Genomic DNA, 10,809 nt, shown 5'->3' with positions numbered 1-10,809 from the left:
GCCTTAAATATTGTAAATATTAACGCTAAGCCCTTAACGACACCCATAAAAATGGCTAAAGGTTGAAAAGTGAACAGCATGCTTTTTGACCATAATAAAACCACAAAATCACGATAAATGGGGATTCAAAGAATGAAAGTAAACGCGAAGACATTACTCGCCGGGTTTGTTGCTTTGGCGGTGTCTCACGCGGCAGCGGCAGCAGACATTAAGGTTGCGGTTGTTGGTGCTATGTCAGGGCCGGTTGCGCAGTGGGGCGACATGGAATTCAACGGTGCTCGCCAGGCAATCAAAGACATCAACGCTAAAGGCGGCATCAAAGGCGACAAACTTGTTGCGGTTGAATACGATGATGCTTGTGACCCGAAACAAGCCGTTGCGGTTGCCAACAAAATCGTCAACGACGGTGTGCGTTACGTTATCGGCCACCTCTGCTCCTCTTCTACTCAGCCAGCGTCTGATATCTACGAAGACGAAGGCATTCTGATGATTACCCCTGGTGCGACTAACCCAGAGCTGACAAGCCGCGGCTACAAAATGATTATGCGTACCGCTGGCCTGGATTCTTCTCAGGGCCCAACCGCCTCTAAATACATTCTTGAAACCGTGAAGCCAAAGCGCATCGCCATCATTCATGACAAACAACAGTACGGCGAAGGCCTGGCGCGCTCTGTACAAGATGGCCTGAAAAAAGGCGGCGCGGACATCGTCTTCTTCGACGGGATCACCGCGGGCGACAAAGATTTCTCCACGCTGGTTGCGCGTCTGCAAAAAGAAAACATCGACTTCGTTTACTACGGTGGTTACTACCCGGAAATGGGGCAGATCCTGCGTCAGGCGCGTGCTGTTGGCCTGAAAACCCAGTTTATGGGACCAGAAGGTGTGGGTAACGCATCGCTGTCCAACATCGCGGGCAGTGCGGGTGAAGGGATGTTAGTCACCATGCCAAAACGCTATGACCAGGACCCGGCGAACAAAGTTATCGTTGATGAACTGAAAGCTGAGAAGAAAGATCCAAGCGGCCCGTATGTGTGGATCACTTACGCTGCGGTGCAATCTCTGGCGACCTCGCTTGAGCGTACTGGTAGTGAAGAACCTGCTGATTTAATTAAAGACTTAAAAGAAAACGGTGCGAAAACCGTGATTGGGCCGCTGAACTGGGATGAGAAAGGCGATCTGAAGGGATTTGAATTTGGTGTCTTCCAGTGGCATGCCGACGGTTCGTCCTCTGTGGCGAAGTAACGGCTGATAATTCTGGGTCATCCCTCCTCTCCGGCGGCTATGCGCTGGAGGGGAAATAAATAAGGTTATTGTATGTCCGAGCAGTTCCTCTACTTCCTGCAGCAGATGTTTAACGGCGTCACGCTGGGCAGCACTTATGCGTTGATTGCCATCGGTTACACCATGGTTTACGGCATTATCGGCATGATCAACTTCGCCCACGGCGAGGTGTATATGATTGGCAGCTATGTCTCGTTCATGATCATCGCAGCGCTGATGATGCTGGGCATTGATGTGGGCTGGATGCTGGTCGGCGCCGGTTTCATTGGCGCGATTGTTATTGCCAGTGCTTACGGCTGGAGCATCGAACGTGTCGCGTATAAACCGGTGCGTAACTCTAAGCGACTGATTGCACTAATCTCTGCTATCGGGATGTCGATCTTCCTGCAAAACTACGTCAGCCTCACTGAAGGTTCACGCGACATCGCACTGCCAAGCCTGTTTAACGGCCAGTGGGTGGTGGGTGCCAGCGAAAACTTCACTGCAACCATTACCACCATGCAGCTGGTTATTTGGGTCGTGACGTTCATCGCGATGCTGGCACTGACGCTGTTTATTCGCTACTCCCGCATGGGCCGTGCCTGCCGAGCGTGTGCAGAAGATTTGAAAATGGCGAGCCTGCTCGGAATCAACACCGACCGCGTTATCTCCCTGACCTTCGTGATTGGCGCTGCTATGGCGGCGGTAGCGGGCGTTCTGCTCGGCCAATTCTACGGCGTTATCAACCCATACATCGGCTTTATGGCTGGGATGAAAGCCTTCACCGCAGCGGTTCTTGGTGGTATCGGCAGTATTCCTGGCGCGATGATTGGTGGCCTGATTTTAGGTGTTGCAGAAGCGCTGACCTCGGCGTATCTGAGCACCGAATATAAAGATGTTGTCTCCTTTGCACTGCTCATCGTGGTTCTGTTGGTGATGCCAACTGGTATCCTGGGCCGTCCGGAGGTAGAAAAAGTATGAAACCGATGCATGTTGTTTTAGCACTCCTGTCGGCGGCAATCTTCTTCGTTCTGGCGGGCGTCTTTATGGGCGTTCAGCTGAGTCTCGATGGGACTAAACTTGTCGTTCACAGTGCGGAAACGGTGCGCTGGGAGTGGGTTCTGATTGGTACGGCGATTGTCTTCGTCTTCCAGTTGCTGCGCCCTGCATTCCAGAAAGGCATGAAAAAAGTCTCCGGACCGAAGTTTGTGCTGCCTGCGTTAGACGGTTCTACGCCGAAGCAAAAACTGTTCCTGTTGGCGCTGCTGGTGCTCGCGGTTGCGTGGCCGTTTGTGGTTTCACGCGGCACGGTCGACATCGCCACGCTGACCATGATTTATATCATTCTCGGCCTGGGCCTGAACGTGGTGGTGGGGTTGTCCGGCTTGCTGGTTCTGGGCTATGGCGGTTTTTATGCCATCGGCGCTTATACCTTCGCGTTGCTCAACCATTATTACGGCTTAGGGTTCTGGACGTGCTTGCCAATCGCGGGCCTGGTGTCTGCGGCGGCGGGTTTCCTGCTCGGCTTCCCGGTGCTGCGTTTACGCGGCGACTACCTGGCGATTGTGACGCTCGGCTTTGGTGAAATCGTCCGTATTTTACTGCTTAACAACACCGAAATTACTGGTGGGCCGAACGGTATCAGCCAGATCCCAAAACCAACGTTGTTTGGTCTGGAATTCAGCCGTAGCGCGCGTGAAGGGGGTTGGGATACCTTTAGCAACTTCTTCAACGTTGCGTATAACCCCGGTGACCGCATTATCTTCCTGTACCTCGTTGCGTTGCTATTAGTGGTGTTGTCGCTGTTTGTGATTAACCGCTTGCTGCGTATGCCGCTCGGCCGCGCATGGGAAGCGTTGCGTGAAGATGAAATCGCTTGCCGTTCGCTGGGTCTGAACCCGACGCGCATCAAGCTGACCGCCTTTACCATCAGCGCCGCGTTCGCAGGCTTTGCCGGTACGCTGTTTGCGGCCCGTCAGGGCTTTGTGAGCCCGGAATCCTTCACCTTTGCCGAATCTGCATTCGTGCTGGCGATCGTCGTGCTAGGCGGTATGGGCTCGCAATTTGCCGTTATCCTCGCCGCAGTCCTGTTGGTGGTGTCACGCGAACTGATGCGTGATCTCAACGAATACAGCATGCTGGTGCTCGGTGGCCTGATGGTGCTGATGATGATCTGGCGTCCACAAGGCTTGCTGCCAATGTCACGCCCTCAGTTGAAGCTTAAAAAAGAGCAAGTGGAACAAGTGAAAGGAGAGCAGGCATGAGTCAGCCATTGTTATCCGTAAACGGCTTGATGATGCGTTTTGGCGGCCTGCTCGCCGTAAACAATGTTTCTCTGGAACTGCATCCACAAGAAATTGTTTCGTTAATCGGCCCGAACGGTGCCGGTAAAACCACGGTATTTAACTGCCTGACCGGTTTTTACAAGCCATCAGGCGGTACGATTCTGTTGCGCGACCAGCACCTTGAAGGTCTGCCTGGCCAACAAATCGCGCGGATGGGTGTGGTGCGTACTTTCCAGCACGTGCGTCTGTTCCGTGAAATGACCGTGATTGAAAACTTGCTGGTGGCTCAACATCAGCAACTGAAAACCGGCGTGTTTGCTGGTTTACTGAAAACACCTGCTTTCCGCCGCTCACAAAGCGAAGCGCTGGATCGTGCAGCCATCTGGCTTGACCGTATCGGTCTGCTTGAGCAGGCCAACCGCCAGGCAAGCAACCTTGCGTATGGCGATCAGCGTCGCCTGGAGATTGCGCGTTGTATGGTGACGCAACCAGAAATCCTGATGCTCGATGAACCCGCCGCAGGCCTTAACCCGAAAGAAACCCACGAACTCGACGAGTTAATCATGGAGTTACGTAACCACCACAACACCACCGTGCTGTTAATCGAGCACGACATGAAACTGGTGATGGGCATTTCTGACAGGATTTACGTGGTAAACCAGGGGACGCCGCTTGCGAACGGCACACCGGAACAAATCCGGAATAACCCTGACGTAATCCGCGCGTATCTGGGTGAAGCATAAGAATGGGTGAGGCAAAGATGGAAAATATCATGTTGTCATTTAACCAGGTGAGCGCCCATTACGGAAAAATCCAGGCGCTTCACGGGGTCAGTCTGCATATTAAACAGGGCGAAATCGTCACTCTGATTGGTGCGAACGGTGCGGGCAAAACCACGCTGTTGGGTACACTGTGCGGTGACCCGCGCGCATCCAGCGGCAAGATTACCTTTGATGGCAAAGACATCACCGACTGGCACACCGCTCGCATCATGCGTGAAGCGGTGGCGATTGTGCCGGAAGGCCGCCGCGTGTTTTCACGTATGACGGTGGAGGAAAACCTGGCGATGGGCGGCTTCTTCGCGGAACGCGACCAGTATCATGAACGCATCCAACGCGTATACGAACTGTTCCCGCGCCTGCTGGAACGCCGTATTCAACGTGCGGGAACCATGTCCGGCGGTGAACAGCAAATGCTGGCGATTGGCCGTGCGCTGATGAGCCAACCGCGCTTACTGCTGCTGGACGAGCCGTCGCTTGGCCTCGCGCCAATCATCATTCAGCAGATTTTCGATACCATCGAGCAGCTGCGCAGCGAAGGCATGACCATCTTCCTGGTTGAGCAGAACGCCAACCAGGCGCTGAAGCTTGCTGACCGTGGCTACGTGCTGGAAAACGGCCACGTGGTACTGGAAGACACCGGCGACGCGCTGCTGGCTAACGAAGCGGTGCGTAGCGCCTACCTCGGCGGCTAAATTATCGCTTAATCAACAAGGAGCCATTTGGCTCCTTTTTTATGACAATACTCCGATCACCACTTTCCCTTCACCTCACTGTAACAATTCTGTCACCCCACGGTTATTTTTCTGTCATTCGCGCATGTCATGTTTTGATGCGAACAAAAACGCGTATTTTCGCGCAGTGACCTAATGACAACCTCCAGGGATATACACATGACTGCATCGTTACGACTCACAACACTTTGCCTTGCGCTTGGATGCGTACTTAGCAGCAGCGCTATCGCCGCCACCTCCATTCCGTTCTGGCATTCAATGGAAGGTGAACTGGGCAAAGAAGTCGATTCACTGGCTCAACGCTTCAACCAGACGCACCCTGATTACAAAATTGTCCCGGTATATAAAGGTAATTACGAACAAAACCTGGCGGCAGGGATTGCGGCTTTCCGTTCGGGCAATGCGCCAGCCATTTTGCAGGTTTATGAAGTGGGTACGGCGACCATGATGGCCTCGAAAGCCATCAAGCCGGTATATGAAGTTTTTAGCGATGCAGGCATTAAGTTCGACGAATCTCAGTTTGTGCCAACGGTTTCCGGTTACTACACCGATTCAAAAACCGGGCGTCTGCTCTCCCAACCATTTAACAGCTCCACGCCAGTTCTGTATTACAACAAAGACGCCTTTAAGAAAGCTGGCCTGAACCCGGATCAGCCACCAAAAACCTGGCAAGACCTGGCCGAGTACACCGCTAAACTTAAAGCGGCAGGCATGAAATGCGGCTACGCCAGTGGCTGGCAAGGCTGGATTCAAATCGAAAACTTCAGTGCCTGGAACGGCCTGCCGGTTGCCACCAAAAATAACGGTTTTGATGGCACCGATGCGGTTCTGGAATTCAATAAACCCGAGCAAGTGAAACACATTGCGATGCTGGAAGAGCTGAACAAGAAGGGCGATTTCAGCTACTTTGGCCGCAAAGATGAATCTACCGAAAAGTTCTACAGCGGGGATTGCGCCATCACCACCGCGTCTTCTGGCTCGCTGGCTGATATCCGTCAATACGCCAAATTCAACTACGGCGTGGGCATGATGCCTTACGACGCAACCATCCCGAATGCGCCACAAAACGCCATTATCGGCGGGGCAAGTTTGTGGGTGATGCAGGGTAAAGACGCCACGACTTACAAAGGCGTTGCCGAGTTTATGCAGTTCCTCACTCAACCAGAAATTGCGGCTGAATGGCACCAGAAAACCGGTTACTTACCTATCACTAAAGCTGCTTACGACCTGACGCGTGAACAAGGCTTTTACGAGAAAAACCCAGGTGCTGATATCGCCACGCGCCAGATGCTGAACAAGCCGCCATTGCCGTTCACTAAAGGCTTGCGTCTGGGCAACATGCCGCAGATTCGTGCCGTTGTGGATGAAGAGCTGGAATCGGTATGGACCGGCAAGAAAACCCCTCAGCAAGCATTAGATAGCGCGGTTGAGCGTGGTAATCAGTTGCTGCGCCGTTTCGAGCAATCGACTAAGTCTTAAGTTTTTCAGTGTCGGATGACGCTTCGCTTATCCGACCTACGAATGGCTGTTTGTAGGTCGGGTAAGGCGAAGCCGTCACCCGACATTGTTCAGGAAAAGAATTACTTATGTCATCTTCTCGTCCGGTGTTCCGTTCCGGCTGGCTGCCGTATGCGCTAGTGCTGCCGCAACTGCTTATCACCATTATCTTTTTTATTTGGCCTGCGGGCGAAGCGTTGTGGTATTCACTGCAAAATGTCGATCCGTTTGGACTTTCAAGCACGTTTGTTGGCCTGGAAAATTTCAAACAACTCTTCCATGACAGCTACTATCTCGACTCTTTCTATACCACCTTAATTTTCAGTGGATTAGTCGCTGGCAGCGGTTTGCTGGTGTCGCTGTTTTTCGCCGCGCTCACGGATTACGTCATTCGTGGCAGCCGAATTTACCAAACGTTAATGCTGCTGCCGTATGCGGTGGCTCCGGCGATTGCTGCCGTACTGTGGATTTTCCTGTTTAACCCCGGGCGCGGCCTGCTAACTCACGTGCTTGAGCAGTTTGGTTACCACTGGAACCACGCACAAAACAGCGGCCAGGCGATGTTCCTTGTGGTGTTTGCCTCGGTGTGGAAGCAAATCAGCTACAACTTCCTGTTCTTCTTTGCGGCGTTACAGTCGATTCCGCGTTCGTTGATTGAAGCTGCTTCTATTGACGGGGCAGGCCCGGTACGGCGCTTCTTCAAGCTGTCGTTACCGCTGATTGCGCCGGTGAGTTTCTTCCTGCTGGTGGTTAATCTGGTGTACGCCTTTTTCGATACCTTTCCGGTTATCGACGCCGCGACCGGCGGTGGACCAGTACAAGCGACGACCACGCTTATCTACAAAATTTATCGCGAAGGTTTTGCCGGACTCGATCTTTCCGCGTCGGCGGCGCAATCCGTGGTGTTGATGTTCTTAGTCATCATCCTGACCGTGATTCAGTTCCGCTTCGTGGAACGTAAGGTGCGCTACCAATGATTGAGAACCGCCGCGGGCTGACGATTTTCAGCCACACGATGCTGATTCTGGGCATTATCGTGATTTTGTTCCCACTGTATGTCGCGTTTGTCGCGGCGACACTGGATAACGAAGCCGTCTTCCAGACGCCGATGACGCTGATTCCAGGCACGCATCTGCTGGAAAACATGTCTTATATCTGGACGCACGGCGTCGGTGCCAACAGTGCGCCGTTCGGCCTGATGCTACTAAACAGTTTTGTCATGGCGATGGTCATCACCATTGGCAAAATCACTGTCTCAATGCTTTCAGCCTTTGCGATTGTCTGGTTCCGCTTCCCGTTCCGTAACCTGTTCTTCTGGATGATTTTTATCACCCTGATGCTGCCGGTTGAAGTGCGTATTTTCCCGACGGTAGAAGTTATCGCAAACCTCAAAATGCTCGACAGCTACACCGGCCTGACGCTGCCGTTAATGGCTTCGGCAACCGCTACTTTTTTGTTCCGCCAGTTCTTTATGACGCTTCCCGACGAGTTAATGGAAGCGGCACGTATCGACGGCGCATCGCCGATGCGCTTCTTCCGTGACATCGTTTTGCCGCTCTCAAAAACTAATCTCGCAGCACTCTTTGTCATCACCTTTATCTACGGCTGGAACCAGTATCTCTGGCCGCTGCTGATTATTAGCGACGTCAACCTTGGCACCGCCGTGGCGGGTATTAAAGGCATGATGTCTTCTGGTGAAGGCTCCACCCAGTGGAACCAGGTGATGGCGGCGATGCTGCTGACGCTGATTCCGCCGGTAATTATCGTTTTAGCCATGCAACGAGCGTTCGTGCGTGGCCTTGTTGATAGTGAGAAGTAACCCATGGCAGGACTAAAACTACAGGCAGTGAGCAAAAGTTGGGACAACAAAACTCAGGTCATTGAGCCGCTGACGCTGGATGTCGCAGACGGTGAATTTATCGTGATGGTGGGGCCGTCGGGCTGCGGTAAATCGACGTTGCTGCGCATGGTTGCCGGGCTTGAGCGCGTCACCAGCGGTGATATCTGGATTGACCGCCAGCGCGTCACCGAAATGGAACCGAAAGAGCGTGGCATCGCGATGGTGTTCCAGAACTACGCCCTTTATCCGCATATGAGTGTGGAAGAAAACATGGCGTGGGGGCTGAAAATCCGCGGCATGGGCAAAGCGCATATTCAGCAGAAAGTGGTGGAAGCGGCGCGTATTCTTGAACTCGATGGCTTGCTTAAACGCCGCCCACGCGAACTTTCCGGCGGCCAACGCCAGCGTGTGGCGATGGGGCGCGCTATTGTGCGCGACCCGGCGGTTTTCCTCTTCGATGAACCGTTATCTAACCTGGATGCCAAACTGCGCGTACAAATGCGCCTCGAATTACAACAGCTGCACCGCCGCCTGAAAACCACCAGTTTGTATGTTACGCACGACCAGGTCGAAGCGATGACGCTGGCGCAGCGCGTGATGGTGATGAACAAAGGCGTCGCCGAACAAATCGGCACGCCTGTTGAAGTCTACGAACGCCCGGCCAGCCGCTTTGTGGCGAGTTTTATCGGCTCGCCCGCCATGAACCTGCTGGAAGGTAAAATCAGTGCTGACGGCACGCGTTTTGAGCTGGCAAGCGGTATGGCGTTGCCATTAGGCAATGCGCCGAATGGGCTTCAGGGGCTTGCGGTGACGCTGGGTATCCGCCCGGAACATATTGCGCTAAGCTCACAATCCGCAGGTGGCGTGCCCTTTTTGGTGGATACGCTGGAGATGCTCGGCGCTGATAATTTGGTGCACGGGCGCTGGGGCGAGCAAAAAATGGTGGTGCGCCTGACGCATCAGGAACGCCCGCAACCCGGTAGCACGCTGTGGCTACATCTGCCTGAAAATCATCTACATTTCTTTGCTAAAGAGAATGGACAACGTTTATGAGTAACTGGCCATACCCGAAAGTCGCGGCCCATCGTGGCGGTGGCAAACTGGCACCGGAAAATACGCTGGCAGCGATTGATGTCGGTGCGCGTTACGGGCACACCATGATTGAGTTCGACGCCAAGCTTTCACAGGATGGGCACATTTTCCTGCTGCATGACGACACTCTGGAACGCACCAGTAACGGCTGGGGTATCGCGGGTGATTTACCCTGGGATAAACTGCTGAATGTCGATGCCGGAAGTTGGTATAGCGGTGAGTTTAAAGGCGAACCATTGCCGCTGCTTTCTCAAGTTGCCGCGCGGTGTAAGCAACATGGCATGATGGCGAATATTGAAATCAAACCGACCACCGGTACCGATGCGCTAACCGGAAAAACGATCGCGCTGGCAGCACTTGAATTATGGCAAGGGCAAACCGCGCCATTGCTGTCTTCGTTTTCTATCGAAGCGCTGGAAGCCGCACAATTTGCCGTGCCTGAATTACCGCGTGGGTTGTTACTCGACGAATGGCGCGATGACTGGCGTGAACTGACCACCCGTCTGGGTTGTGTTGCCATTCACTTGAATCATAAATTGCTCGATGAAGCGCGTGTGCAGGAGCTGAAAGCGGCGGGATTACATATTCTGGTTTATACGGTGAATAATCCCCAACGAGCAGCTACGCTGCTGCGCTGGGGAGTGGATATCATCTGTACCGACTGTATCGACCAAATTGGTGCAGATTTTACGTACTAAATGCCAGGTCCATGTCGGATGATGCAAGCTTATCCGACCTACGGTAAGGGGGGATAAGCGTGAGCGTCATCCACCATTTTCCTTACGTCGGGGCTTAATGAGTCCCAGGATTCAACATGCTGCCATTGGTCGTCGGTTGCAGCATATGCTGTTGCCCGCTGCTGGTCGCGCTGCTGTTTAACATGCCACCATTGGTATTTGGCAACACTTGTTGTGTCCCGACATCCAGCTCATTCGCAGGCGTTGTTGTCGATTTAAAGACGCCCTGCGAATTGTTATTTATCTGCGATTCCAGATGCTGTTGCTGCACGCGGGTTTGCGTTTGTAACTGCTGATTTAACATCCCTTTTTGTTGTATCTGCTGGGTTTGCATTTGTTGCTGCATCCGTTGCTGACTGGGGATCTGATAACCCTGTTGATTGGGATTATTCAGGGTATTAATCGGCTGTGCCAAACAGGTCAATGGCAGCAAAGCTGCCAGCATAAGTATTTTTTTCATCGTCACTTCCTCCATTTGGGGGATCTACTAAGTTTAATCGTTTTCTGACACTACGATGATTATTTAGGATTTTTAGCCAGGCGGGTTTCCAATTTTGGGCCAGGCTTATCGTGGGATTCCCCAAA

The 10,809-nt window shown here is 53.0% G+C and carries 11 protein-coding genes; 10 read left to right on the top strand and 1 reads right to left on the bottom strand.

Annotated features, from left to right (window positions below; translation table 11 throughout):
• The first annotated feature begins 132 nt into the window (after positions 1 to 132).
• The 10 genes from livK to ugpQ all read left to right on the top strand — a co-directional run bounded on the left by livK (position 133) and on the right by ugpQ (position 10,185).
• Positions 133 to 1,242, top strand: a complete 1,110-nt coding sequence (gene livK, locus MES37_RS13700) for a high-affinity branched-chain amino acid ABC transporter substrate-binding protein LivK (protein ID WP_064542339.1) — start codon at positions 133 to 135, stop codon at positions 1,240 to 1,242.
• Positions 1,243 to 1,314: 72 nt separating this feature from the next.
• Positions 1,315 to 2,241 carry a high-affinity branched-chain amino acid ABC transporter permease LivH gene (gene livH / locus MES37_RS13695; RefSeq protein WP_121814692.1) on the top strand — a complete coding sequence of 309 codons (927 nt, stop codon included), beginning with the start codon at positions 1,315 to 1,317 and terminating at the stop codon, positions 2,239 to 2,241.
• Complete coding sequence (locus MES37_RS13690; RefSeq protein WP_064542345.1) at positions 2,238 to 3,524, top strand: high-affinity branched-chain amino acid ABC transporter permease LivM; 1,287 nt, start codon at positions 2,238 to 2,240, stop codon at positions 3,522 to 3,524. Before livH ends, MES37_RS13690 begins: the two co-directional genes overlap by 4 nt.
• Positions 3,521 to 4,288 (top strand): high-affinity branched-chain amino acid ABC transporter ATP-binding protein LivG, encoded by a 768-nt coding sequence (livG, locus tag MES37_RS13685; protein WP_121814693.1) that lies wholly within the window; start codon positions 3,521 to 3,523, stop codon positions 4,286 to 4,288. The genes MES37_RS13690 and livG overlap by 4 nt, the downstream gene beginning before the upstream one ends.
• A gap of 17 nt (positions 4,289 to 4,305) precedes the next feature.
• Positions 4,306 to 5,019: a high-affinity branched-chain amino acid ABC transporter ATP-binding protein LivF gene (gene livF / locus MES37_RS13680; RefSeq protein WP_064542553.1), complete on the top strand. Its 714-nt coding sequence runs from the start codon at positions 4,306 to 4,308 to the stop codon at positions 5,017 to 5,019.
• A gap of 198 nt (positions 5,020 to 5,217) precedes the next feature.
• Entirely contained in the window at positions 5,218 to 6,537 is a 1,320-nt protein-coding gene (ugpB, locus tag MES37_RS13675; RefSeq protein WP_237931746.1) for a sn-glycerol-3-phosphate ABC transporter substrate-binding protein UgpB, read from the top strand.
• Positions 6,538 to 6,644: 107 nt separating this feature from the next.
• Positions 6,645 to 7,532 carry a sn-glycerol-3-phosphate ABC transporter permease UgpA gene (ugpA, locus tag MES37_RS13670; protein ID WP_121814694.1) on the top strand — a complete coding sequence of 296 codons (888 nt, stop codon included), beginning with the start codon at positions 6,645 to 6,647 and terminating at the stop codon, positions 7,530 to 7,532.
• The gene (gene ugpE / locus MES37_RS13665; protein WP_064542356.1) at positions 7,529 to 8,374 is read left to right on the top strand and encodes a sn-glycerol-3-phosphate ABC transporter permease UgpE; all 846 of its coding nucleotides are present in this window, start codon (positions 7,529 to 7,531) and stop codon (positions 8,372 to 8,374) included. Before ugpA ends, ugpE begins: the two co-directional genes overlap by 4 nt.
• Positions 8,375 to 8,377: 3 nt before the next feature.
• Entirely contained in the window at positions 8,378 to 9,448 is a 1,071-nt protein-coding gene (locus tag MES37_RS13660; RefSeq protein WP_237931744.1) for a sn-glycerol-3-phosphate import ATP-binding protein UgpC, read from the top strand.
• The gene (ugpQ, locus tag MES37_RS13655) at positions 9,445 to 10,185 is read left to right on the top strand and encodes a glycerophosphodiester phosphodiesterase (protein WP_237931742.1); all 741 of its coding nucleotides are present in this window, start codon (positions 9,445 to 9,447) and stop codon (positions 10,183 to 10,185) included. Before MES37_RS13660 ends, ugpQ begins: the two co-directional genes overlap by 4 nt.
• Positions 10,186 to 10,279: 94 nt before the next feature.
• Here the strand turns inward: ugpQ and MES37_RS13650 are convergent, their stop codons facing one another.
• Positions 10,280 to 10,684, bottom strand: coding sequence for a DUF2756 family protein (locus MES37_RS13650; protein ID WP_064542365.1), 405 nt, complete (start codon positions 10,682 to 10,684; stop codon positions 10,280 to 10,282).
• Between the last annotated feature and the right edge of the window lie 125 nt (positions 10,685 to 10,809).

Source organism: Buttiauxella sp. S19-1, from assembly GCF_022134725.1.
Classification (GTDB): domain Bacteria; phylum Pseudomonadota; class Gammaproteobacteria; order Enterobacterales; family Enterobacteriaceae; genus Buttiauxella; species Buttiauxella ferragutiae.
Note: the sequence above shows the minus strand (reverse complement) of the source record. Positions and strands in the feature narration are given on the sequence as shown.

What these genes read in the sequence shown, in the direction of transcription:
- livK (WP_064542339.1), top strand. Translation starts at nt 133, where the DNA reads ATGAAAGTAAACGCGAAGACATTACTCGCCGGGTTTGTTGCTTTGGCG.
- livH (WP_121814692.1), top strand. Translation starts at nt 1,315, where the DNA reads ATGTCCGAGCAGTTCCTCTACTTCCTGCAGCAGATGTTTAACGGCGTC.
- MES37_RS13690 (WP_064542345.1), top strand. Translation starts at nt 2,238, where the DNA reads ATGAAACCGATGCATGTTGTTTTAGCACTCCTGTCGGCGGCAATCTTC.
- livG (WP_121814693.1), top strand. Translation starts at nt 3,521, where the DNA reads ATGAGTCAGCCATTGTTATCCGTAAACGGCTTGATGATGCGTTTTGGC.
- livF (WP_064542553.1), top strand. Translation starts at nt 4,306, where the DNA reads ATGGAAAATATCATGTTGTCATTTAACCAGGTGAGCGCCCATTACGGA.
- ugpB (WP_237931746.1), top strand. Translation starts at nt 5,218, where the DNA reads ATGACTGCATCGTTACGACTCACAACACTTTGCCTTGCGCTTGGATGC.
- ugpA (WP_121814694.1), top strand. Translation starts at nt 6,645, where the DNA reads ATGTCATCTTCTCGTCCGGTGTTCCGTTCCGGCTGGCTGCCGTATGCG.
- ugpE (WP_064542356.1), top strand. Translation starts at nt 7,529, where the DNA reads ATGATTGAGAACCGCCGCGGGCTGACGATTTTCAGCCACACGATGCTG.
- MES37_RS13660 (WP_237931744.1), top strand. Translation starts at nt 8,378, where the DNA reads ATGGCAGGACTAAAACTACAGGCAGTGAGCAAAAGTTGGGACAACAAA.
- ugpQ (WP_237931742.1), top strand. Translation starts at nt 9,445, where the DNA reads ATGAGTAACTGGCCATACCCGAAAGTCGCGGCCCATCGTGGCGGTGGC.
- MES37_RS13650 (WP_064542365.1), bottom strand. Translation starts at nt 10,684, where the DNA reads ATGAAAAAAATACTTATGCTGGCAGCTTTGCTGCCATTGACCTGTTTG.